Annotated in this window: 19 protein-coding genes; 6 read left to right on the forward strand and 13 right to left on the reverse strand. The window is 72.3% G+C overall.

Annotated features, from left to right (window positions below; genetic code table 11):
* Positions 1-121: 121 nt before the first annotated feature.
* Complete coding sequence (locus DK412_RS23185) at positions 122-2,041, reverse strand: sugar phosphate isomerase/epimerase and 4-hydroxyphenylpyruvate domain-containing protein (RefSeq protein ID WP_109973881.1); 1,920 nt, start codon at positions 2,039-2,041, stop codon at positions 122-124.
* A 186-nt stretch (positions 2,042-2,227) separates the two neighbouring features.
* Here DK412_RS23185 and DK412_RS23190 point away from each other — a divergent pair, with 186 nt between their 5' ends.
* The 3 genes from DK412_RS23190 to DK412_RS23200 all read left to right on the forward strand — a co-directional run bounded on the left by DK412_RS23190 (position 2,228) and on the right by DK412_RS23200 (position 5,467).
* Complete coding sequence (locus DK412_RS23190; RefSeq protein WP_109973882.1) at positions 2,228-3,106, forward strand: shikimate dehydrogenase; 879 nt, start codon at positions 2,228-2,230, stop codon at positions 3,104-3,106.
* Positions 3,107-3,202: 96 nt separating this feature from the next.
* Positions 3,203-4,540 (forward strand): MFS transporter, encoded by a 1,338-nt coding sequence (locus DK412_RS23195; RefSeq protein ID WP_109973883.1) that lies wholly within the window; start codon positions 3,203-3,205, stop codon positions 4,538-4,540.
* 504 nt (positions 4,541-5,044) lie between these two features.
* Entirely contained in the window at positions 5,045-5,467 is a 423-nt protein-coding gene (locus DK412_RS23200; protein ID WP_109973884.1) for a cupin domain-containing protein, read from the forward strand.
* A gap of 85 nt (positions 5,468-5,552) precedes the next feature.
* On the opposite strand, the gene DK412_RS23205 is transcribed toward DK412_RS23200, so the two are convergent.
* The 3 genes from DK412_RS23205 to cobS are packed head-to-tail and all read right to left on the reverse strand — an operon-like array spanning position 5,553 to position 7,356.
* Positions 5,553-6,251, reverse strand: a complete 699-nt coding sequence (locus DK412_RS23205; protein ID WP_245447204.1) for a TIGR02281 family clan AA aspartic protease — start codon at positions 6,249-6,251, stop codon at positions 5,553-5,555.
* A gap of 5 nt (positions 6,252-6,256) precedes the next feature.
* Entirely contained in the window at positions 6,257-6,463 is a 207-nt protein-coding gene (locus DK412_RS23210; RefSeq protein WP_204165431.1) for a DUF1289 domain-containing protein, read from the reverse strand.
* Positions 6,463-7,356: an adenosylcobinamide-GDP ribazoletransferase gene (cobS, locus tag DK412_RS23215; protein WP_109973885.1), complete on the reverse strand. Its 894-nt coding sequence runs from the start codon at positions 7,354-7,356 to the stop codon at positions 6,463-6,465. Before cobS ends, DK412_RS23210 begins: the two co-directional genes overlap by 1 nt.
* 125 nt (positions 7,357-7,481) lie before the next feature.
* On the opposite strand from cobS, the gene cobT reads away from it, so the two are divergent.
* Positions 7,482-8,510 (forward strand): nicotinate-nucleotide--dimethylbenzimidazole phosphoribosyltransferase, encoded by a 1,029-nt coding sequence (cobT, locus tag DK412_RS23220; RefSeq protein ID WP_109973886.1) that lies wholly within the window; start codon positions 7,482-7,484, stop codon positions 8,508-8,510.
* Between the two features lie 256 nt (positions 8,511-8,766).
* Here the strand turns inward: cobT and DK412_RS23225 are convergent, their stop codons facing one another.
* Complete coding sequence (locus tag DK412_RS23225; RefSeq protein WP_109973887.1) at positions 8,767-9,948, reverse strand: GNAT family N-acetyltransferase; 1,182 nt, start codon at positions 9,946-9,948, stop codon at positions 8,767-8,769.
* 112 nt (positions 9,949-10,060) lie between these two features.
* Between DK412_RS23225 and DK412_RS23230 the strand changes: the two genes are divergently transcribed.
* Positions 10,061-11,131, forward strand: a complete 1,071-nt coding sequence (locus DK412_RS23230) for a polysaccharide deacetylase family protein (RefSeq protein ID WP_109973888.1) — start codon at positions 10,061-10,063, stop codon at positions 11,129-11,131.
* Positions 11,132-11,134: 3 nt separating this feature from the next.
* On the opposite strand, the gene DK412_RS23235 is transcribed toward DK412_RS23230, so the two are convergent.
* The 3 genes from DK412_RS23235 to DK412_RS23245 all read right to left on the reverse strand — a co-directional run bounded on the left by DK412_RS23235 (position 11,135) and on the right by DK412_RS23245 (position 15,400).
* On the reverse strand, positions 11,135-11,485 hold the full coding sequence (locus tag DK412_RS23235; RefSeq protein ID WP_109973889.1) for a hypothetical protein: 351 nt from the start codon (positions 11,483-11,485) through the stop codon (positions 11,135-11,137).
* Between the two features lie 136 nt (positions 11,486-11,621).
* Entirely contained in the window at positions 11,622-11,837 is a 216-nt protein-coding gene (locus DK412_RS23240) for a DUF2842 domain-containing protein (RefSeq protein ID WP_109973890.1), read from the reverse strand.
* 98 nt (positions 11,838-11,935) lie between these two features.
* Positions 11,936-15,400, reverse strand: a complete 3,465-nt coding sequence (locus DK412_RS23245; RefSeq protein WP_109973891.1) for an indolepyruvate ferredoxin oxidoreductase family protein — start codon at positions 15,398-15,400, stop codon at positions 11,936-11,938.
* Positions 15,401-15,536: 136 nt separating this feature from the next.
* Here DK412_RS23245 and DK412_RS23250 point away from each other — a divergent pair, with 136 nt between their 5' ends.
* Positions 15,537-16,016, forward strand: coding sequence for an Lrp/AsnC family transcriptional regulator (locus DK412_RS23250; RefSeq protein ID WP_109975446.1), 480 nt, complete (start codon positions 15,537-15,539; stop codon positions 16,014-16,016).
* A 179-nt stretch (positions 16,017-16,195) separates the two neighbouring features.
* On the opposite strand, the gene DK412_RS23255 is transcribed toward DK412_RS23250, so the two are convergent.
* The 5 genes from DK412_RS23255 to ilvA all read right to left on the reverse strand — a co-directional run bounded on the left by DK412_RS23255 (position 16,196) and on the right by ilvA (position 22,128).
* Positions 16,196-17,113: a porin gene (locus DK412_RS23255; protein ID WP_109973892.1), complete on the reverse strand. Its 918-nt coding sequence runs from the start codon at positions 17,111-17,113 to the stop codon at positions 16,196-16,198.
* A gap of 332 nt (positions 17,114-17,445) precedes the next feature.
* Positions 17,446-18,213, reverse strand: a complete 768-nt coding sequence (pgeF, locus tag DK412_RS23260; RefSeq protein WP_109973893.1) for a peptidoglycan editing factor PgeF — start codon at positions 18,211-18,213, stop codon at positions 17,446-17,448.
* Between the two features lie 170 nt (positions 18,214-18,383).
* The gene (locus DK412_RS23265; protein WP_109973894.1) at positions 18,384-19,454 is read right to left on the reverse strand and encodes an SAM-dependent methyltransferase; all 1,071 of its coding nucleotides are present in this window, start codon (positions 19,452-19,454) and stop codon (positions 18,384-18,386) included.
* Positions 19,451-20,359 carry a prolipoprotein diacylglyceryl transferase gene (lgt, locus tag DK412_RS23270; protein WP_109973895.1) on the reverse strand — a complete coding sequence of 303 codons (909 nt, stop codon included), beginning with the start codon at positions 20,357-20,359 and terminating at the stop codon, positions 19,451-19,453. The genes DK412_RS23265 and lgt overlap by 4 nt, the downstream gene beginning before the upstream one ends.
* A 161-nt stretch (positions 20,360-20,520) precedes the next feature.
* Positions 20,521-22,128 (reverse strand): threonine ammonia-lyase, biosynthetic, encoded by a 1,608-nt coding sequence (gene ilvA, locus DK412_RS23275; RefSeq protein WP_109975447.1) that lies wholly within the window; start codon positions 22,126-22,128, stop codon positions 20,521-20,523.
* Positions 22,129-22,132: the final 4 nt, after the last annotated feature.

Here is a 22,132-nt window from a genome sequence, read left to right on the forward strand (position 1 = left end):
TCCGGGCTCCGCTTTCGCGGCCCCGGAATGACGCGGAGGGTTGGCACCGCCGTCGAGCGGAGCGAGCGGGCTTCGAATTATCCCCCTGGAATAGTGGGGACGGGCCCGCCCTGCTGACGTTCTACCGCAATACCTGCGATAGGTTCGGCCCCCGCAACGCCGCCAGCGCCGCCATCCGCACCGGCGCATTCGGCGCCCCGTACAGGTCGTACCCGCCCTTGCGCTGCACGAGCTCGAAGTAGAACCGCTCCTCGAACGGCGTCGTGTAGAGCTGCAGGAACTCGCCGTCGCCGACCCGGTCGTAGAGGATGCTCAAGCTCTGCATCCGGGCGATCAGCGCGTCGTCGAGGCCGAAGCGGGCCGCCACGTCGTCGTAGTAGTTGGCCGGGATCGGCAGCAGCGTCACGCCCGCCTTCTTCAGGCTCTCCGCCGCCGCGAAGATGTCGTCGGTGGACAGCGCGATGTGGTGCACGCCCGCGCCGGCGAAGCTCGTCACGAGGCGGGCGGTGGCGGTGTTGCGGCTCTCCGAGATGTTGAGCGGCAGCCGCATGGTGCGCTCGGCATTCGACATCGCCTTGCTGCGCACGAGGCCATAGGGGTCGGGCAGCACCACCACGTCCTCGGGTTCGAGGCCGAGCACCGCGCGGTAGAACAGCACCCAGGAATCGAGCTGGCCCTCGGGCAGCGCCTGCGCCACGTGGTCGATCCGGGTCAGCAGGCCCGCGGGCGCCGCGTCCCCGTCCATCACGAAGTCGTGCTCGAAGTCGCCGCCGGTCTGCGGGTCGGTGAGGATGATCAGGCTGCCGTCCGGCGCGCGGATCGACGGGAAGGTGTTCTCGTCCGGCCCGATCCGGCCGCCGAACCGGGCGGCGCCGTAGGATTCGGCCCGGCCGAGAGCCGCGAGCGCGTCGTCGGTGGCGATGGCCTGGGCGCAGACCGAGGGGCCGTGCATCAGGAAGTAGGAGGCGGCGAAGGAATCCGGCTCGCGGTTGAGCACGATGCGGATCTCGCCCTGGCCGTAGAGGGTCACCGCCTTGCTGCGATGGACCCCCAACCGCGTGAAGCCGAGCTGGCCCAGCAGCCGCGCCAACGCCCCCTCGCAGCGCTCGTCGACCGCCACCTCGATGAAGCGGTGCCCGGCAATGGCCGGCGGCAGCGGCGGGTCGAACAGCTCGACCCGGCGGCGCGGGCGCTTGGCGGGGGAGGGCGCTTGCGCGGCCGCCTCCTCGGTGCGCCGCACCCGCTCCTCGAGGAACAGCAGCGAGCGGTGGCCGTCGGCCGCGGTCTGGCGCGGCGGTGCGGCGCGCATCTCGTCGTTGAAGATCTCGAGCGAGATCGTGCCGGTGTAGCCGCAGGCGAGCACCGCCTGGAGGAAGCCCGGCACGTCGAGGTCGCCCTGGCCCGGCAGGCAGCGGAAGTGGCGGCTCAGCGTCAGCGGGTTCATGCCGATGCGCGGCGCATCGGCCAGCTGGACGAAGAACACCCGCTGGCCCGGGAGATTCGCGATGCCCGACCAGTCGTCGGGGAGCGCCAGGGTGTGGAAGCTGTCGAGGATCAGGCCGAGATGCGGGTGGTTCGCCCGCTCGACGATGCCCCAGGCCCGGTCGAAGGTGCGCACCTTGGTGCCCCAGGACAGGGCCTCGAAGCCGATCTTCAGGCCGCGCTTCGCCGCCCGCTCGGCGAGCTGGTAGAGCTGGTCGGCCATGCGGGCATCGTCGTCCGAGACCTCGGTGCGGACGTTGGAGCAGACCAGGATCAGGGGGGCGCCCAGTTCCTCCATCAGGTCGAACTTGCGCTCGGCCCGGTCGAGGTTGCGCTTGAGCTGCTCGTCCGACACGCCCTCGAAATCGCGGAACGGCTGGAACAGGTCGATCGAGAGGCCGAGATCCGAGGCGTAGCGGCGCACGTCGCGGGCGGCGCCGGTGTGGAACAGGAGGTCGTTCTCGAAGATCTCGACCCCGTCGAAGCGCGCCGCCGCGATCGCTTCCAGCTTCTCGATCAGCGTGCCGCTCAGGCTCACCGTGGCGATCGCTTTCCTCATCGCGCTCTCCCTCTCCCGTTTCCGCCGGCTCTCCATCGCAAACGGGGCCGGCTCCGTCGAGCCCGAAGCGGCAGCCGGGCAGGCCGCGTTCTTTCGCGCTTGACATGAACGTACCGGTTAGTACATTTGGATTCAAGCGCGTCGCAATCGCGCCATCCGAGGAACGCACCGAGAGAGGAGCCCGTGATGGGCGCAAGCTCCACATCCATTCTTCCCAATTCGATTCTCGCCGGCCTGATCGGCAACGGCATCCAGGCCTCCCGCACCCCGGCGATGCACGAGCACGAGGGCGACGCGCAGGGCCTGCGGCTCCTCTACCAGAAGATCGATCTCGAGCGCCTGGGCCTCGGCGCCGAGAACCTGCCCGAGCTGCTGCAGGCGGCCGAGCGGATGGGCTTCTCCGGCCTCAACATCACCCATCCGTGCAAGCAAGCGGTGCTCGCCCATCTCGACGAGCTGTCTCCGGACGCCGCGGCGCTCGGCGCCGTCAACACGGTGGTGCTGCGCGACGGCAAGCGCGTCGGCCACAACACCGACTGGTGGGGCTTCGCCGAGGCGTTCCGGCGCGGCCTGCCGGACGTCAAGCTCGACCGCGTCGTGCAGCTCGGCGCGGGCGGTGCCGGTGCGGCGGTGGCGCACGCGCTGCTCACCCTCGGGGTCAAGGACCTCGTCCTCAACGACATCGACCCGGCCCGGGCGGCGTCGGTGGCGGCCTCCCTGTGCGAGCGCTTCGGCGCCGGCCGGGCGCGGGCCTGCACCGACCTCCAGGCGGAGGTCGCGGCCGCCGACGGCCTCGTCCACTGCACGCCGACCGGCATGGACAAGTATCCGGGCCTGCCGCTGCCGGCGGAATACCTGCACCCCGGCCTCTTCGTCGCCGAGATCGTCTACTTCCCGCTCGAGACCGCGCTCCTGCGCGAGGCGCGCCGGATCGGCTGCCGCACCCTCGACGGCGGCGGCATGGCGGTGTTCCAGGCGGTCGAGGCGTTCCGGCTCATCACCGGCCGGACCCCGGATCCGGAGCGGATGCTGCGCCACTTCGCCGAGCTCGGCCGGACGGCCTGAGATTTTTCCGGCCGGCGGTGCGCGCCGCGGCCCAACTCTTCCAGAATGCGGCCCGACCCAACGGGCCCGTCCTCTCTTCCTCACAGGAAACGCCCGATGACCTCAACCGTCCTTCCGGCAAGCGCCGCGTCGCACGCCGAACCCGACGCCGTGAAGACTCCCAAAAAGGCCGCGCTTGCGAGCTGGATCGGCAGCGCCGTCGAGTATTACGACTTCTTCATCTACGGCACCGCCGCGGCGCTGATCTTCCCGAAACTCTTCTTCTCGGCCGCGAACCCGCAGGCGGCGGCGATCGCCTCGTTCGCGACCTTCGGCGTCGCCTACATCACCCGGCCGCTCGGCGCGGTGGCGCTCGGCCATATCGGTGATCGCTTCGGTCGCAAGAAGGTGCTCACCTTCACGCTGCTCCTGATGGGCATCTCGACCTTCATGATCGGCTGCCTGCCGACCTACGACCAGCTCGGCATCCTGTCGCCGATCCTGCTCGTCATCGCCCGCCTGCTCCAGGGCATCTCGGCCGCCGGTGAGCAGGCCGGCGCCAACTCGATGACCCTCGAACACGCGCCCGCGCACAAGCGCGCCTTCTTCACCAGCTTCACCCTGAGCGGCACCCAGGCCGGGCTGATCCTGGCGACGCTGGTCTTCCTGCCGATCACCCAGATGCCCGAGGCGCAGATGCTGTCCTGGGGCTGGCGCATCCCATTCTTCCTCAGCGCCCTCGTGGTGGCGGTCGGCTTCTGGGTCCGCCGCACCCTGCCGGAGACCCCGGTCTTCGAGAAGGAGCAGGAGGAGCACACCCACGCGAAGGCGGAGCTTCCGGTCGCGATGCTGTTCCGCACCCAGTGGGCGGACGTGGTGCGGGTGATCTTCGCGGCGCTGGTCTCGGTGGTGAGCACGATCTTCAGCGTCTTCACCCTGTCCTATGCCGTCAACACGATGCAGATCGACCGCTCGACGATGCTGACGGTGCTGATCCTGGCCAACGTCGTGGCGCTGGGCGCGATCCCGGCCTTCGCGGCCCTGTCCGACCGGATCGGCCGCCGCCCGGTCTTCATCTTCGGCGCGCTCGGCTCCGCGGCGCTGATCTGGCCCTACATGTGGGCGATCAGCCAGGGCAACCTGCCGCTCATCTTCTGCTTCGGCATCCTGCTCTCGGGCGTGGTCTACAGCGCCGCCAACGGGGTGTGGCCGTCGCTCTACGGTGAGATGTTCGACACCAAGGTCCGCCTGTCGGGCATGGCGATCGGCACCCAGATCGGCTTCGCGCTGGGCGGCTTCGCCCCGGTGATCAGCGCCTCGCTGCTCGGCACGGGCCCGACCGGCTGGGTCCCGGTGGCGCTCTTCGTCACCGCCACGGCGGGCATCGCCGCGGTCTCGATCTTCACCGCGCGGGAAACCTACCGCACGCCGATGGAGAGGCTCGGCAAGCGCTGAGACACGGCATCGCCGGCGCCAGGGCGCCGGCAACTGGATCTCCGAGCCGCCTCGGTTCCGCTCTGCGGCGCCGGGGCGGCTTTGTCTTTTCGCGATGCCGCGTGGCCGTGCGCGACAAGCTTCTCCGGTCGCATCGGAGCAGCCCGAGAAAGGAAGTGGCGCGGGTTCTCTCCTCTCCCCGCGGGCGGGGAGAGGGCCGTGTCGCCGTTCAGGGGACACGGCAAGCGGAGGCGAAGCCGAAGCGGGGGTGAGGGGGTCTCGACGAGTGAGACTCTTTCGGAAACACCCCCTCACCCCCGCCCTACGGGCTTGCTGCATCCCCTGCACGGGGACGCAGCCCTCTCCCCGCCCGCGGGGAGAGGAGAGAACCCGCGCTACGTCTTGCCGCAGACGGCCCTGCGGTCAAAAGGATTCAGTCTATCGCCCTCCCTTGACTGCCCCCTGCACGCGCGCACACTCCCCGAACCGCGTCCCGGAGAGGGCGCGACAGACGGGAGGAACACCATGCTGACGCGACGCGGTTTCGCGGGGTTCGCCTCGTGCGCGATCTGCAGCCTGACCGGCTTTCTCGCCACCGAGGCCGGAGCGCAGACGCCGCCCGCGGCGACGCCGGGGGTGAAGCGCAAGGTCCTGGGGCAGACCGAGGGGCCGGCCCCCGGCTACGTCACCATCACCGCCGAGGTCGAGATCGAGCCCGGCGTGCTGGTCGGCCGCCACACCCATCCGGGCATCGAGGCGGGCTACGTCCTGGACGGCGAGATCGAGCTGCCGATCGAGGGCCAGCCGACCCGCGTGCTCAAGGCCGGCGACGCCTTCCAGGTCCCGCCGGGCGTGCCCCATGCCGGCGCGAAGAGCGGGACCAAGCCCGTGCGCATCCTCAGCACCTACATCGTCGAGAAGGGCAAGCCGCTGGCCTCGCCGGCGTGAGCGTCTCTCACGAAACTCCCGCTGCGCTGACGCTGCCCCAACGAGCAGCGCCGGTGATCGGGAGTTTTGTGAGGTGCGCCGAGCCTCACCCCCGCGCCCCGCGCAGGATCAGGCGGCTGCCCCGCACCTCGTAGGAGTTCAACCGCTCCAGGAAGCTCATCCCGAGCAGGTTCACGCTGAGCGCCCCGGGCTTCGTCACCAGGGCGGCGACGCGCGACTCGGTGATCGGCCCGACCGCCACCGTGTCGAGCACCACCGGGGCCGCGGCGGTGCGGCCGTTGGCGGTCTGGACCTGGACCCGGAAGGCACCCGGGCCCGGATGGAGACCGAGCTGGGTCGCGGTCTCGGCGGTGAGCACCACCGCGCTCGCGCCGGTATCGAAGGCGAAGGACTGCGCCCGGCCGTTGACCTTGGCCTGCACCGTGAAGCCGCCATCGACCCGCCGGGCGATCACCACCTCGTCGCCGCGCCCCGGCACCGGCTCGCCCGGCCGCATCTCGCCGAGCGCCCGGAACGCCATGTCGCGCGCTGCGTCGCGATAGGCGTAGAGGCCCGCGGCGCCCGCCCCGATCCCGATCCAGAGGAGCAGCGACACGAGCCCCTCGCCGAATCCCGACCGGAACCGGTTGCCGACGCCGTTCAGAATCATCAGGGCCGCGCCGCCGGCCGCCGCGAGCCCGGCCGCCTCGTCGGGGCGCAGGCCCGCCACCGTCCGCCCGCCGACGGCGTTGAGCGCGTAGGCGCAGGCGAGGAGCAGGAGCCCGATGCCGACGGCGCCCGGCACGGGCGTCAGGCCAGGGCCGGGGCCGGCTCGGGCTCCGGCTCAGGATCAGCGGCCGCCAGCCGCGCCGGCAGCCCCGCCATGATCCGCAACCGCTCCGGCTCGGACAACGACCCCCAGGCGGCGATCTCGGCGCCGGTTCGGCCGCAGCCCTCGCACAGGCCGGTGACGGGATCGAGGACGCAGAGGCGGATGCAGGGGGAGGAGGCGGGCATCAGGCGGGAAACGCGATCACGAGGGCGAGGAGGGCGGCGATCTCGGCCAGCTGCTGGCTCGCCCCGATGACGTCGCCGGTCTGGCCGCCGACGAGCCGCGCGGCCATGCGGCTCAGCGTCCAGGCGGCGAGGAGGGCGAGGAGCCCGGAGAGGCACAGGCCCAGCCAGGGCAGGCCGAGGAGGCCGGCGGCGACGAGCACGGCGAGGCAGAGCGCCCAGGCGGTGGCGTGGGTCGCCCCCGTCGGCCGGCCGACCGCGTGGGCGGCACCGTCCGGCCGGGCGGGGGGGAGGCGGCAGAGGGGCCACAGGGCGGCGGTGCGCGACAGGGCGGCGGCTACCAGGAAGGCGACGGCGACGCGCCAGCCGATCCGGTCGGCGAGGGTGGCGAGCGCCCCGATGCGCAGCGCGTAGGACAGGACGAGCGCGGCGGCCCCGTAGGCGCCGATGCGGCTGTCGCGCATGATCTCGAGGCGGCGGGCCGGCGTGAGGCCGCCGCCGAACCCGTCCGCCACGTCGGCGAGGCCGTCCTCGTGCAGGGCGCCGGTGACCAGCGTCGTGAAGGCGAGCGCCAGGGTGGCGGCGAGGAACGGCCCGAGGCCGAGCGCCAGCGAGGCGGCGAGCGCGACGGCGCCCGCCGCTCCGATCACCAGGCCGGCGAGCGGCAGCATCCGCGGCACGGTGCGGAAATCGGGCGCGGCGTGGGCGTCCGCCTCGCCCGGCAGGGCCGGGACCGGCAGGCGGCTGTAGAAGCGGAGGCACGCGGCGAGGTCGGCGAGCGGCGGCCAAAGGCCGGAAGCGGGGCCGGAGGCGGGCGGCGGCTCGAACGCGTCGTCGGCGGAATCCCCGGCAGGTTCGTCGGATAGGGGCGGCCCCGCGTTCAGTCCCGTCGCCATCTCGACACCACACCCCGACGCGGGGCGCCCCTTGAACCTGCGGATTCGCCCCTCCGGCATTTTGCTGTATCTGCACGCCTCACGATAGCCCGCCCGACGGGTTGCCCCGCAGGACACCGATTCCCATGGCCGACACCCCGACCGACGCCGCCCCGTTCGACGACATCCGCCGCCTGATCGCCACCATGCCGGGGCCGGACGAATCCGCCGCCGCCGAGGTCTCGGCCCGCGACTCGCTCCTGACCAAGCCCGCCGGCAGCCTCGGCCGGCTCGAATTCCTCGCCGCCTGGATGGCGGCCTGGCAGGGCAAGGCGCCGCCAAGCCTCGACCGGCCGCTGGTCTGCGTCTTCGCCGGCAGCCACGGCGTGGCGGCGAAAGGCGTCTCGGCCTACCCGTCGACGGTCAACCGCCAGATGCTCGACAATTTCGCCGCCGGCGGCGCGGCGATCAACCAGATCTGCGCCGCCTACGGGCTCGGCTTCAAGGTGTTCGACCTCGCCATCGACATGCCGACCGGCGACATCACCACCGAGCCGGCGATGACCGAGAAGGCCTGCGTCGCCACCATGGCGTTCGGCATGGAGGCGGTGGCGGCGGGCACCGACGGGCTCGCCGTCGGCGAGATGGGGATCGGCAACACCACGGTGGCGGCGGCGATCTACGCCGCGCTCTACGGCGGCGAGCCGGCCCGCTGGGTCGGCCGCGGCACCGGCATCGACGAGGCGGGCTTTTCCCGCAAGGTCGCGGCAGTCGAGGCGGCGCTCACCTGCCACCAAGGCCACCTCGACGATCCGCTCGCCGTGATGGCGCGCTTGGGGGGCCGCGAGATCGCCGCCATGGCCGGTGCGATCCTGGCGGCGCGGCTGCAGCGGGTGCCGGTGGTGATCGACGGCTACGTCTCGACCGCCGCCGCCGCGCTCCTCCACGCCGTCGATCCCCGCGCCCTCGACCATTGCCTCGCCGGTCACGTCTCGGCGGAGGGCGACCACGCCGCGGTGCTGGAACGCCTGGGGCTTCGTCCGCTCCTCGACCTGGGCTTGCGCCTCGGCGAGGGCAGCGGCGCGGCGCTCGCGCTCGGACTCGTCAAGGCGGCGGTGGCCTGCCACCGCGAGATGGCGACTTTCGCGCAGGCGGGGGTGTCGGGGCCGGTGTGATCGGGACGGCGGTTCCGCGGAGACCAGGTTCCACGACATCGATCACACCCTCGGGGTCATCCCGGGGCCGCGACAGCGGAGACCGGGATCCAGAATCGCGGATCGTTCAGGATGAGGCGGAGCGCGTGCCGCCTTGTCCGCGTCCACCTGAGTGTCTGGGCGTGCCTTCGGCACTCCGGGCTCCGCTTCGCGGCCCCGGAATGACCCGGAGGGTGGAAAGACTGCTCGTCGGACTGATCGTGGGTCCGACGTTCCGTCAGGCCGTCCGCGCCATCGCCTTGCGCACCCGCCCGACGAGCGCCCAGAGCCGCGGATCGCGCTTGATCCGCCGCTTCAGGCGCGCGCCCGCCTCGGCCGCCGCCCCGTAGGCCCGGCCGCGCAGGCTCACCGGGATCACCGCATCGACGAGGGCGATCGTCTCGTCGCAGACGCTCGCCTTGTAGCGCGCCTCGCCGACGCCGAGGTCGAGGGCGGCGCGGCCGCGCAGGCACTGGTCGCGGATCAGCGCCTGGAGCAGCAGGTCGCCGGGGCTGAAGCGGGCGAGCGCGGGATCGGGATCGAACGAGGTCAGCATGCCGCTGAAGCGCATGGCATCGACCGCGCCCACGAAGGTGGCGAGGATGCGTCCCCCCTCCGTTCGCAGGGCATGCAGCTCCAGGGCGCCGGCCCGGTGCGCGGCCGCGAGGAAGTCCCGCGCCGCCGGATCGGCGAACGGGTCGCGGATGCCTTCTTTCGCGAAGCGCACCGCCTTCTGGGCGAGATAGGCCGAGAGGATCTCCTCGCCCTCGGCGACGTCCGCCGCGACCCGGTGGGCGACGGGGCCGTGCGCGGCGATCAGCCACTTCTCCTTCTGGCGCAGCTTGCGCCGCGCATCGCCGCTCAAGACGCGCTTCAGCACGGCGTCGGGATCGGCCTCCAGGACCAGACCGTAGGCGTCGCTCGGCGAGGGAGAGCCCGCTGCCAGCGGATTCGCCACGCCGTTCCACAGTCGCGGCTGATCCGGCAGATGGATCACGTCGAGGCCGGCCTCGGCGCCGGCGCGGCGGAGCGCCCGGGCATAGGCGTCGGCCGGCAGCGCCATCGCCTCCGGGCCGGAGAAGAGCGGCATGTGGAAGTTCGCGTGCCGGCCGCCGATCACCCGGGCGACCCGGATGCCGGCCTCGCGGTGCTTGAACAGCGGCAGGAGCGCGACGGGCCGCCCGGCGGAATCGCGCAGAAGCACCGGGCGGGGTTGAGCCCCCGCCGGCAGCAGGGGGGCGCAGGCGGCCACCCAGTCGAAGCGCTGATAGGGCGTCATCACCGCGCCGGGCGTCGCCTCGAGCGCCCGCCAGGGCGCCTCGGCCGCCGCGAGGCCGGAGAAGATCTCAGGCGTCAGGGCGGGCGCCGGCGCCGGGCCGGCCGCCACGCCCTCCTCCACGCCCTCCGCCGCGATTTGCATCGTACCGCTCATCGCTCCACCCCGCACGTTCCGCTGATGGCCTACCGGGCAAGCGTGCAGAATCCCCAAACGCCGTAACGAAGCTTTGGCCGATCGCCGCCATCCTCCGGTCATGCTCTCCCCAAAAGCTCTCGTTTCTTCCACGCGCCATCGCCTGTTCCGGGCCGGCTTCGCCACCATCGCGGCGACCGGGGCCGACCGCTGGCTCGCCCCCGCCGCCCGCGGCCGGGGCGTGATCCTGACCTTCCACCACGTCCGGCCGGACGAGCCGCCGCCCGGCGCCTACGCGCCGAACCGGCTGCTGGCCATCACCCCGTCCTTCCTCGACCGATCGCTGACGGCGCTGCGGGAGCGGGGCTTCGCGATCGTCCCCCTGTCCGACCTGCCGCGGCGTCTGACGGAGACGGGAGAGCCCTTCGCGGTGCTGACCTTCGACGACGGCTACCGCGACAACCTGGAGCATGCCGCCCCGATCCTGCGCCGCCACGGCGCGCCCTGGACGCTCTACGTCACCCACGACTACGCCACCGGGTCCGGCCGGCTGTGGTGGATCGAGCTGGAGCGGGCGATCCGGGTCCTCGACCGGGTGCGGCTGCCGGAGGCCGGGCTCGATCTGCCCGCGGGCGACGACCCGCAGAAATCCGCCGCCTTCGCGCAGGCCTATCGCGTCCTGCGGGCCGGACCGGAGGAGGTTTTGCGCGCGGCGACCCTGCGCCTGTGCGGGGAGGCGGGGATCGATGCGGGCAGAATCGCCGGCGAGCTGTGCCTGTCTCCGTGCGAGTTGCGGGATCTCGCCCGGGACGAGGCGGTGACGCTCGCCGCCCACACCCTGTCCCACCCGATGCTCGCCAAGCACGATGCGGCCACCGCCCGGAGCGAGATCGTCGAGGGGCGGGCGCGCCTCGGCGCCCTGCTCGGTCGGGTGCCGGAGCATTTCTCCTACCCGGTCGGCGATCCGGGCTCGGCGGGCGCGCGGGAATTCGGGCTCGCCCGCGAGGCGGGCTACCGCACCGCCGTGACGACCCGGCCCGGCCACCTCTTCCCGGAGCACGCCGCGCACCTGCACGCCCTGCCGCGGGTCTCGGTCAACGGCTGCTTCCAGACCGACGCGGCCCTGCGCGCCCTGCTCTCCGGCGTGCCGCTCCTGGCCTGGAACCGCTTCCGGCGGCTCAATGTCGGGTGAGGTTCAGCGGCGACGGCCGCGACGGTAGTGGCGGCTGCCGCCGCTGATCACCGCGAAGCTCGCGCTCTGCCGGCCGCCGCGCAGGCGCCGGGTCCAGCCGCGGCGGCCGCGGGGCGCGGGCTCCACCGCCTCGGCGAGGGCAGGGGGGACGGGCAGGCGCGGGATCGCCGCGGACACCGCCGCGGCCGCGGCGGCGACGCCCTTCGCGGCGGGGCCGAACAGCGACAGGCACTGGTTGTAGGCGAGGTCGCCCTTGATGCGCTCGCACTCGCCGACGGAGCGCGGCGCGCCCTGCGCCAGGGCGGCACCGGCGAGGGGACCGAGGAGGAGGATGAGCGCGAGCGCGTGGCGCATGGGCCTGGGGCTGCCTTGCGGGTGTCGAGGAGTGCCGAAGCGGGAGGGCGCGGGCCGAAAGGCTGCGACCGGGACGTCTGGCAGACCTTTTTGGCGAAAACCCGGCCTCTGCACCAGTCGGTGCATCGCGACGGCGTCAGGCCGGGTCGCGGTCGGGCCGCTCCATCCAGCGGATCAGCGGCATCAGCGGGATGATCCAGGCGAGCCCGAGGAGCGCATAGAGCACCGATTGCACGACCGGCGGCGTCTGGGCGATGCGGCTGTCGGCGAGCGCCATGGCGAGGGGCGCGTAGATCAGCACGAAGGCGATCATCACGATCGTCCCGACGAAGGAACGGGTGCGGCGGCGCATGGTGGGGCAACCCTGAGGCGGTGGCGGTCTCGTGAGCCCCGCCTACGCGAGCGGCCGCCGGACGGCAATCCGGCCGGCCGACGCAGGTGGACGACGCGCTACCCCGCCCGCGACAGCGGCGCCCCGGAATCGTTGCCGGCCCGGGCGGCGGCCAGCAGCGCGTCGCTTCGCGCGCGCCAGGCCGCGATGGCCCGCGCCTTGACCGGGCCGAAGCCGCGGATCTCCTGGGGGGCGGCGAGGAGGTCCTTCAAGGCCGACGAGTCCGCCCGGCCGACGAGGGCGAGGGCGGCGTCGATCTGGGCCTCGTACTCCGCCAGCACCGCCCGCTCCTCCCGCCGCTCGGCGATCAGCCGCAACGGATCGAGGCGCCGGCCGCGCAGGCCCTTCATGGCCGCGAGCCCGCGCAGCACCGGCAGAAGCCAAGGGCCGAAGGCGATCTTGCGCGGCTCGGATTCGCCGGGCCGCGTCCGGGCGAGGAAGGGCGGCGCGAGGTGGAAGGTCGGCCGCAAGCGGCCCCCCGATTCTCGACCCTCGAACTCCTCGGCGAGGCAGGCGTGGAAGGCCGGATCGGACTGGAGGCGGGCCACCTCGTACTCGTCCTTGATCGCCATCAGCTTGAAGAGCGAGCGGGCGACCGCCTCGGCCAGGGCCTCCCCACCCCGCGCCCGCACCGCGGCGACCCGGTCGCGGTAGCGCGCCGCATAACGTTCGTCCTGGTAGGCCGTGAGAAACTCGGCCCGGCGCGCCACCAGGGTGTCGAGGTCCTGCGCCGGCGCAGGCTCCGGGGCGAGGTGGGTCTCGACGAAGGCCGGATCGGCGGCGAGCAGGCGGCCCCAGGCGAGCGCCAGGCGGTTGCCCGCCACCGCGACGCCGTTCAGCGCCACCGCCTGGTCGAGGGCCTCGCGCGAGACCGGCACCAGCCCGCATTGCCAGGCGAAGCCGAGGAGCAGCACGTTGGCGGCTTGCCCGTCGCCGATCAGCCGCGCCGCCATCGCCTGCGCATCGAGGCTGCGGAGCGCCCCGGCCCCGACCCGGCGGGCGAGGAGGGTCTCGAGCATTCGCGTGTCGATGCGGGCGTCGGGATCGCGCAGGGTCGCGCCGGTCGGGATCTCGTGGGTGTTGGCGACGATCCGGGTGCGGGCGGGATCGATCACCGCTGCCGCGTCCGAGCTCGCCGCCACCACGAGGTCGCAGGCCAGCACCGCGTCGGCCCGGCCGCGATCGATCCGCACCTGGTGGAGCGCGCCCGGATCCCGGGCGAGCCGCACGAAGGAGAGCACCTGGCCGCCCTTCTGGGCGAAGCCCATGAAGTCGAGCACGCTGGCCCCATACCCTTCGAGATGGGCGGCCATGGTGACGAGAGCGCCCACCGTCACGACGCCGGTGCCGCCGACGCCGGCGACCAGGATCTCGTAGGGCGCAGGCCCGAGAGCGGTGTCGGGTTCGGGGAGAGCGGCGGCCCGGGCGGCGACCGCGTCGGGCGCGACCGCGACGCCGGGCCGGCGCCGGGGCGTCGCACCCTCCAAGGTCACGAAGGACGGGCAGAAGCCCTTGAGGCAGGAGAGGTCGCTGTTGCAACCGGTCTGGTCGATGGCACGCTTGCGGCCGAACTCGGTCTCGACCGGCACGACCGAGAGGCAGTTCGATTTCTGCTGGCAATCGCCGCAGCCCTCGCAGACGAGCGGATTGATGACGACCCGCCGGGCGGCCTGCGGGCTCGTGCCGCGCTTGCGCCGCCGGCGCGCCTCGGTGGCGCAGGTCTGGTCGTAGACCAGCACCGTGACGCCCTTCGTCTCCCGCAGTTCCCGCTGCACGGCGTCGAGGTCGTCGCGGTGATGCACGGTGACGCCGGGACCGAGGGGATCGCGCGCGGCGGCCGTCGCCACCCGCTCGGGATCGTCCGACACCACCACGACGCGGGCCGCGCCCTCGGCCGAGACCAGGCGGGTGATCTGCGGCACGGTGAGCACGCCGTCGACCGGCTGGCCGCCGGTCATCGCCACCGCGTCGTTGTAGAGGATCTTGTAGGTGATGTTCGCCCCGCTCGCGACCGCCTGCCGGATCGCCGCGTGGCCGGAATGGAAATAGGTCCCGTCGCCGAGATTCTGGAAGACGTGGGCCTGGCGGGTGAACGGCGCCTGGCCGGTCCAGTCGACGCCCTCGGCGCCCATCGGCACGATGCCGGTGGTGTCGCGCTCCATCCAGTTCGCCATGAAATGACAGCCGATGCCGGCCCGGGCCTGCGACCCCTCCGGCACCCGGGTCGAGGTGTTGTGCGGGCAGCCGGAGCAGAAATACGGCGTGCGCACCGGCAGCGGCCCGGAGGGAGCGGGGGCGGAGAGGCCTTGCGGCTCCGCGACCGCGAGGCCGAGGCCGCGAAGGCATGGGCCCAAGATCCCGACGAGGCGCGACGGGCGCAGCTCCTCGACCTCCGGAACCAGGGGGCGGCCGTCCGCGTCGCGCTTGCCGAGGATGCGCGGGCGGTGCGCCGGGGTCAGGTCGTAGAGCGCCTCGCGCAGCTGGCGCTCGACCAGCGGCGCCTTCTCCTCGATCACCAGCACGGTCTCGACGCCCGCCGCCACGCCTGAGAGTCCCGCGACGTCGAGGGGGTGGACGAGGCCGACCTTCATGACCGCGACGCCGGCGGCCTTCAGCGAATCCGGATCGTGGCCGAGGAGCCGGAAGGCTTCCATCGCGTCGCCATGGGCCTTGCCGACGGTGACGACGAGGAGGCGGGGGCGCTCCGGCGCCACCACCAGCCGGTCGAGGGGATTGGCCCGCGCGAAGGCGCGGATCGCCTCGAGCTTCTGGAGCGCGCGCGCCTCGATGGCGAGGCTCGGCAGGTCGGGCCAGCGGATGTGCAGGCCGCCCTGCGGGGGCGTGAAGTCGGGGGTCGCGAAGGAGGGCAGCGGCGCCAGCGCGACCGAGGCCGCGCCCTCCACCACCTCGGAGATCGCCTTGAACCCGACCCAGGCGCCGGAGAAGCGCGAGGCGGCGAAGCCCCACAGGCCGAAGGCCTCGTACTCGGCGATCGAGCCTGGGTGGATCACCGGCATGTGCCAGGCCGCGAGGGCGAGGTCGCTCTGGTGCGACATCGAGGAGGAGACGCAGCCATGGTCGTCGCCGGCGACGACTAGCACGCCGCCCTTCGGGCTGCTGCCATAGGCGTTGCCGTGCTTGAGCGCGTCGCCGGAGCGGTCGACGCCCGGGCCCTTGCCGTACCAGATGCCGAACACGCCCTCGACGGTGGCGGCCGGATCGAGGGCGACGCGCTGGCTGCCCAGCAGGGCGGCCGCCGCCAGGTCCTCGTTGATGCCGGGCTGGAAGCGGATCCCGGCCCCGGCCAGCCGCTCCTTCGCCCGCCACAATTCCTGGTCGACGGCGCCGAGCGGCGAGCCGCGATAGCCCGAGACGAGGCCGGCGGTGTTCAGCCCGTCGCGGCGGTCGATCCGGCTCTGGGCCAGGAGAAGGCGGACCAGGGCCTGCGTGCCGGTCATGTAGACCCGGCCGGTCGCACGGTCGAAACGGTCGTCGAGGCGGTAGGCGCGGTCGGGCTCGGGCATCGGCGGGGGTTCCTCGGGCGGGGTCTCCTCGCCGTCAGGCTATGCCGCCCGCACAGGCAAAACCTGCCTCTTCGCTTCCGTGTCGCGGGGTCCGGAGGTACGAACGGAGCCGGAAACGCCGAAACGGGACATGCCCATGCCTGAACGGGGAGACGCGCCGGACCGCTTCGAGCGGGCGATCCTGGACGCGCTGCAGGACGATGCCCGGCTCTCGGTGCAGGACCTCGCGCAGCGGATCGGGCTGTCGACCTCGCCGACCTGGCGGCGGCTGAAGGCGCTGGAGGAGCGCGGCATCATCCGCGGCTACGTCGCGCTGGTGGATGCCGCGGCACTCGGCCACGGCCAGTGCGTCTTCGCCCACGTGACGCTCGCCAAGCACGACCGGGACGGCGTGGCCGAGTTCGAGCGCGTGATTGGGCGCCGGGACGAGGTGCTGGAATGCTTCTCCACCACCGGCCAGGCCGATTATCTGCTCCGGGTCGTGGTGCGGGACGCCCAACACTACGAGCGCTTCCTGCAGGAGGCGGTGTTCTCCTGCCCGGCGGTGCAGCAGATCCACTCGAACTTCGCGCTGCGCGAGGTGAAGTTCAGCGTGAAGGTGCCGACGGGCGTATAAGAACCCCTTTCGCTTGATCGGTAGATCTTATCCCACCCACAATCTCAGGATGAGGTTGTGGGTGGGACAGGGAAGCGCCTCGTGGCACCGTCCCAGCAAGGCAAACAGGCATCGAGGCACAAAAAAGAGCCCGGCCGTGAGGCCGGGCTCCGCTCCGTCGGAGTGACGGAGTGCGACGACTAGAAGCCGTTGAACTTGTAGTTCAGGCCGGCGCGGACGACCGCGAACTCGGTCTCGCGACGGTACAGGTTGGCCGGGCCGACCGACACCACGCCCGGCGAGAACACCGAGTACTGCGTGCCGTTGGCGGTCTGAGCGAACACGCCGTTGTTGCGGTTGCCCTGATCCAGGTTCACGTACAGGCCTTCGACCTTCAGCGTCACCGCCGACGAGCGGAAGAAGTTGAAGAACGAGTCGGTGGGCAGAGCGTACTCGACGCCGCCGCCGACGACCCAGCCGGTCTGGAAGTCGTCACGCGAGGAGTTGGTCAGGCCGAAGTCGCGACCGCCGCCCGAGCCGTAGGCGAAACCGCCGGTGGCGTACACGAGGGTGCGATCCCAGGCGTAGCCGAGACGGCCGCGCACGGTGCCGAAGAAGTCCAGGCCCGAGATGCCGTTCGGGTTGAACACCAGGGTGCCCGGGGCGACGCCGCCGCCGGCGGCGGTGGCGAAGGCGTAGCGGTTGCGGTCACGGCCGAAGTCGACGTACTGGGCGTCGGCCTCGATGCCGACGACCACGCCCGAGCCCGGGGTGAACTGGTAGTTGTAGCCGATCTGGCCGCCGCCGACAAAGCCGTCGTTGCTGTTGCGGTTGCCGAAGGCGAGCACGCCGGTGGTCGGGGCGCCGGCGCCGGTGACGAACACGCTGCTGGCGGCGGTGGCGCCGGCCGGCACGCCGACGACGGTCGGGGCGCGGGTGTCAGCGGTGTTGAAGCCGTAGCCGGCGTTGAAACCGGCGTAGAAGCCCGTCCAGGTGAAGACCGGCACCGGCGTGAAGACCGGCGGCGGGGCGGCGCGGCGCGGCAGGTCGGCGGCGAGGGCCGAACCGGCGACGACGATGCCAGCGAGGGCGGTAGCGCTCTTGAGAAGCGACTTCATGGAACTGGTCCTTCCTACTATGCCGCGGCGACGGCGCCCGTTTGCGGGTCAGCGGTCAACCGAAGCAGTGTCCCCGACATACCCCGGTAGCTCCGGGAAAGCTGTGTCCTCGCGACAACGCTGGTGGGTTTCACCGCGGCCTTAACGGCTGTTCATCGCGAGCATTCCCTTGGCTTCCTTACCCCCTCAACGCGCGCCAATGGCCAAGGTTCACTCACGCACACGATTTTTTTGCTACGCTTGGCGGAGCAATCCTAACGAAAGCCGAACGGCGCCCTATCGGGCGGCAGAATCGTCCCGGTGTGGCCGGCTCACGGGGCCGTGTGACCCCGTCACGGGGTCACCGCGATGGCCGAGACGAGCCTGCCGTAATCGCCCTCCGCCCGGTGGGTGGTGCGGCGGTAGCTGAAGAAGCGATCCGGATCGGCGTAGGTGCACAAGCCGAGATTCGCCACCTCGCCGATGCCGGACGCCTCGAGCCGGGCGACGATGTAGGCCGGCAGGTCGAACAGGCTGTGGGTCTCCCGCTCGGGGCTCGCCGCGAAGTAGCGGGCATTGTCGGCCGCCGCCGCCTCGAAGCGCTCGCGGAATTCCGGGCCGACCTCGTAGGCCGCGGGGCCGATCGTCGGCCCGAGCACCGCCACGATGCCGCTGCGCTCGGCGCCGAGCCCCTCCATGGCCCCGAGCGTCGCCTCGATCACGCCGGTGAGCGCGCCCTTCCACCCGGCATGCGCCGCGCCCACCACCCGATTGACCGGATCGGCGAACAGGATCGGCCCGCAATCGGCGGTGAGGATGCCGAGCGCCAGCCCCGGCACCCGGGTCGCCATCGCGTCGGCGCGGGGGCGATCAGTGAAGGGCGCCTCGACCACCACGGCTTGCGCGGAATGGATCTGGTAGAGGCTGACCAGGTTCTCCGGCGGCAGCGCGAGCTGCCCCGTCATGCGGCGGCGGTTCTCCCGCACCCGGGCCGGGTCGTCGCCGGAGCCGAGGCCGCCGTTGAGGGAGGCGTAGAGGCCTTCCGACACGCCGCCCTGCCGGGTGAAGAAGGCGTGACGGATCTCGGAATGGGAGCTCAGCTCGGGCGCTTCGATGAACATCGCGGGGGGATCCTGGGGCAAGGCGTCCCGCAGGATCGCCGGACAATCGTGTCGAACATCTGAGCATCATTCCGCCGGCCGCGTCGTCCGGTGCCGAAGCGGTCACCGGTTCGGCGGCGAAAATGACGCAAAAACAAGAAGTTAATCAGATTTGCCCCGTGCAACTCTGATTATATGCCGGGAAGAGGTGGCTGGCCGGGACCGGCCAGGCCCATCACCTTGAACAGGCTGCCCATGCCGCGGGTAGTACGGTCGATCAGACGGTCGGCCCCAGCCTTGACCGCGGCGGCCTGGACCGGGTTCGCCCGGGCGCCGAGGCGCTCGGCCCGCTGGGCGAGACCGAGCGCCAGGAGGAAGTCGGCTTGGGTCACCGGCCCGTGCACCACGGCGCCCTCGCCCGCGGCGGCGCGGGCCAGAGCCGCGAAATCCACCTGCGCAGTCAGGTCGGTCTCGCCCGGGGCTTCCAAGGGATCGGCGAAGCGGTGGCGCGCCACGGCCTGGAGCGTGTCGGCGGTACCGCCGTAGAGGTCGCCGTAATCGATCGCGAGCAGTGCGCCGCCCTCGCGGGCGAGGCGGCGGCCGAGCTGGCGTGTGAGGTCGAGGGCGACGGCCGGCAGGGTCAGGATCGCCCCGGGCGCCGCGTCACGGGTGATCTCCGGTGTCGGGTCCGGGCTCAACCCGAAGGCGAGGGCGTCGCCGTGGAGGCCGACCCGGCGTTCGCACCAGCCGCGCTCGGTGCGCTGGTACTGGCGCACCGGCAGGGCGTCGAAGAACTCGTTGGCGAGGATAATCGCAGGGCCGCCCGGCAGGGTGTCGATGGCGTCGTGCCAGGAAGGGCTCGCATTGGCGAGCGCCTGCTTCTGCGCAGCGCGCAACGTGGGGCTGGTCTCGACGAGGTGGAGGTCGGCGGCCGCCAGGCAATCGGGCGCCGCGGCCTTCAGCGCGCGCAGCGCGTCCGCCATCAGCGTGCCGCGTCCGGGGCCGAGCTCGACCAGGCGGAACGGCGCCGGGTGCCCGAGCCCGTGCCAGACCTCCGCCGTCCATAAACCCAGGAGTTCGCCGAAGATCTGGCTGATCTCCGGCGCCGTGGTGAAGTCGCCGGCCGCGCCCAGCGGATCGCGGGTGCGGTAGTAGCCGTGCACCGGGTGGCCGAGGCAGAGCGCCATGTAGCGCTCGATGGTGATCGGCCCCTCGACGGCGATCAGGCGGCGCAATTCGCCGAGCAGCGGCGTCTCGCTCACGCGGACTTCACTTCCGGCGACTCGGTTTCGGCTCCCGATTCGGCCTCGAGCCGGGCCCGCGGCCGGGTGTCTCCGCGCCAGGCCCGCACGATGAACACCGCACCGACGATCAGCATCGGCACGCAGAGCAGCATCCCCATGGTGATGCCGCCGCCGAGCGCCCCGACATGGGTGCCGAACAGGAAGCCGAGCTGCGGGTCCGGCTCGCGGAAGAACTCGCAGGCGGTGCGGGCGATGGCGTAGCCGACGACGAACAGGCCGCCCAGCAGCCCGGGGCGGCGGAAGCCGAAGCGCCGGACCGCGAGCGCCATCAGGATGAACAGGACCAGCCCCTCGGCGACGGCCTCGTAGAGCTGGCTCGGATGCCGCGGTAGCGGCCCGCCATTGGGGAACACGATGGCGTACGGAAAGTCCGGCGCCGGCCGGCCCCACAACTCGCCGTTCACGAAATTGGCGATGCGGCCGAAGAACAACCCGATCGGCACCACCACGGCGGCGAGGTCGAGCATGGCGTAGGCGTTGAGGCCGCGACGGCGGGCGAACAGCACCAGGGCCAGCACCGCGCCGAGGAAGCCGCCGTGGAACGACATGCCGCCGCGCCAGATCGCCAGGATCTCGGCCGGATGCGAGAGGTAGGCGGCGAGATTGTAGAACAGCACGTAGCCGATGCGCCCGCCGAGCACGACGCCGAGCGCCACCCAGACGATCAGGTCGTCGATATCGAGGGCCGTGGGCCGACGCACCGCGCCCCAGAGCGAGGGGGCCGCGACCAGGCGCTTGGCGTAGAACCAGCCGCCCACGAGGCCCACGATGTAGGCGAGGGCGTACCACTTGATCTGCAGCGGCCCGATCGCGACCGCGACGGGGTCGATGGCGGGGAAGGGCAGGGCGAGGAGCGGAGGCATCGGGCGGGAGAGGTGAACCTGTGGCGGGGCGGCGTCAAGGCGCGATCACGCGGCCCTTGAGCCGGCGCCCGGCCGGGCGCCGGCCTCCATCGCCGGTCTCGACGCCTTTTCCGTGACGAAACGGTCTCCGCTTCGTCACGGGGGTGGCGGGTCGGCCGGCCTCACGCCGCCGGCGCCACCGTCCGCGGCACCTCGCGCGGCTGGCCGTCGAGGAAGAGCCGGTAGGCGGCGTTGTCGGTCTCGTCGTGGTGCTCGTAGCCGAGCTCGGCGAGCGCGGCGGCGAAGCGGTCCCGCTCGGGCGCGGGCACCTGGATCCCGGCGAGCACGCGGCCGTGATCGGCGCCGTGGTTGCGATAGTGGAACAGCGAGATGTTCCAGGCGACGCCGAGGCTGTCGAGGAACTTCAGGAGCGCGCCCGGGCGCTCCGGGAACTCGAAGCGCAGGAGCCGCTCGTCGGACAGGCCCGGCACCCGGCCGCCGACCATGTAGCGGACGTGGAGCTTCGCCATCTCGTTGTCGGTGAGGTCGACGAGCGGGTAGCCGAGGCCGCGCAGCTCCGCGATCAGGGCCTCCTTCTCCGCCCGGCCGCCGGCGAGCTGGACGCCGACGAAGATGTGCGCCTCGGCGCCCGGCGCGTAGCGGTAGTTGAACTCGGTGATGGCGCGCCGCCCCAGGGCCCGGATGAAGGCGCGGTAGCTGCCGGTGCGCTCCGGGATGGTGACGGCGAGCAGGGCCTCGCGGCGCTCGCCGATCTCGGCCCGCTCGGCGATGTGGCGCAGGCGGTCGAAGTTGAGGTTGGCGCCGCTGTTGATCGCCACCAGCGCCCCCGCCCCGACGACGCTGCCGCGGGCGGCGTATTCCTTGAGGCCGGCGAGCGCCAGCGCGCCGGAGGGCTCGGACATCGCCCTCGTGTCGTCGAACACGTCCTTGACCGCGGCGCAGATCGCGTCGGTGTCGACGGTGATGACCTCGTCGAGGTGCTCGCGGCAGAGCCGGAAGGTCTCGGCCCCGGCCTGGCGCACCGCGACGCCGTCGGCGAACAGGCCGACCGTGTCGAGCACCACCCGCTCGTCCGCCTCGATCGCCGCCTTCATGCTGGCGGCATCCGCCGGCTCGACGCCGATGACCTTGGTCTCGGGCCGCATGAACTTGATGAAGGTGGCGACGCCCGCCGCCAGGCCGCCGCCGCCGATCGGCACGAACACCGCCTCGATCGGCGCGCCGTGCTGGCGCAGGATCTCGAGGCCGATCGTGCCCTGGCCGGCGATCACGTCGGGATCGTCGTAGGGGTGGATGAAGGTCAGGCCCTGCTCGGCCTCGAGCCCCTTGGCGTGGGTGTAGGCCTCGTCGAAGGCGTCGCCGTGCAGCACGACCTGGCCGCCGCGGGACTTCACGCCCTCGACCTTGATCGCCGGGGTGGTGCGCGGCATCACGATGACGGCCGGGATCCCGAGGCGGGCGGCGGCGAGCGCCACCCCTTGCGCGTGGTTGCCGGCCGAGGCGCAGATCACCCCGCGGGCCAGCGCCTCCTGGCTCAAACCGGCCATCTTGTTGTAGGCGCCCCGGATCTTGAACGAGAAGACCGGCTGCAGGTCCTCGCGCTTGAGCAGCACCTTGGCGCCGATGCGCTGCGACAGGCGCGGCATCGGATCGAGGGGGCTCTCGACGGCGACGTCGTAGACGCGGGCGCCGAGGATCTTCTTGATGTAGTCGTGCACGGAAGCGGTCTTGTTTCGAGGGCGGCGCGCCGGAGGCGACGGACTCGCCAGGGGC

Origin of the sequence: Methylobacterium sp. 17Sr1-1, from assembly GCF_003173775.1 — a bacterium.
Lineage (GTDB): Bacteria > Pseudomonadota > Alphaproteobacteria > Rhizobiales > Beijerinckiaceae > Methylobacterium.

Excerpts from the sequence above, each read along its gene's own strand:
- DK412_RS23185 (WP_109973881.1), bottom strand. The coding sequence starts at position 2,041 with ATGAGGAAAGCGATCGCCACGGTGAGCCTGAGCGGCACGCTGATCGAG.
- DK412_RS23245 (WP_109973891.1), bottom strand. The coding sequence starts at position 15,400 with ATGCCCGAGCCCGACCGCGCCTACCGCCTCGACGACCGTTTCGACCGT.
- DK412_RS23240 (WP_109973890.1), bottom strand. The coding sequence starts at position 11,837 with ATGCGCCGCCGCACCCGTTCCTTCGTCGGGACGATCGTGATGATCGCC.
- DK412_RS23230 (WP_109973888.1), top strand. The coding sequence starts at position 10,061 with ATGCTCTCCCCAAAAGCTCTCGTTTCTTCCACGCGCCATCGCCTGTTC.
- DK412_RS23195 (WP_109973883.1), top strand. The coding sequence starts at position 3,203 with ATGACCTCAACCGTCCTTCCGGCAAGCGCCGCGTCGCACGCCGAACCC.
- DK412_RS23210 (WP_204165431.1), bottom strand. The coding sequence starts at position 6,463 with ATGCCCGCCTCCTCCCCCTGCATCCGCCTCTGCGTCCTCGATCCCGTC.
- DK412_RS23235 (WP_109973889.1), bottom strand. The coding sequence starts at position 11,485 with ATGCGCCACGCGCTCGCGCTCATCCTCCTCCTCGGTCCCCTCGCCGGT.
- DK412_RS23255 (WP_109973892.1), bottom strand. The coding sequence starts at position 17,113 with ATGAAGTCGCTTCTCAAGAGCGCTACCGCCCTCGCTGGCATCGTCGTC.
- pgeF (WP_109973893.1), bottom strand. The coding sequence starts at position 18,213 with ATGTTCATCGAAGCGCCCGAGCTGAGCTCCCATTCCGAGATCCGTCAC.
- DK412_RS23200 (WP_109973884.1), top strand. The coding sequence starts at position 5,045 with ATGCTGACGCGACGCGGTTTCGCGGGGTTCGCCTCGTGCGCGATCTGC.
- lgt (WP_109973895.1), bottom strand. The coding sequence starts at position 20,359 with ATGCCTCCGCTCCTCGCCCTGCCCTTCCCCGCCATCGACCCCGTCGCG.
- DK412_RS23225 (WP_109973887.1), bottom strand. The coding sequence starts at position 9,948 with ATGCAAATCGCGGCGGAGGGCGTGGAGGAGGGCGTGGCGGCCGGCCCG.
- DK412_RS23250 (WP_109975446.1), top strand. The coding sequence starts at position 15,537 with ATGCCTGAACGGGGAGACGCGCCGGACCGCTTCGAGCGGGCGATCCTG.
- DK412_RS23190 (WP_109973882.1), top strand. The coding sequence starts at position 2,228 with ATGGGCGCAAGCTCCACATCCATTCTTCCCAATTCGATTCTCGCCGGC.
- cobT (WP_109973886.1), top strand. The coding sequence starts at position 7,482 with ATGGCCGACACCCCGACCGACGCCGCCCCGTTCGACGACATCCGCCGC.
- cobS (WP_109973885.1), bottom strand. The coding sequence starts at position 7,356 with ATGGCGACGGGACTGAACGCGGGGCCGCCCCTATCCGACGAACCTGCC.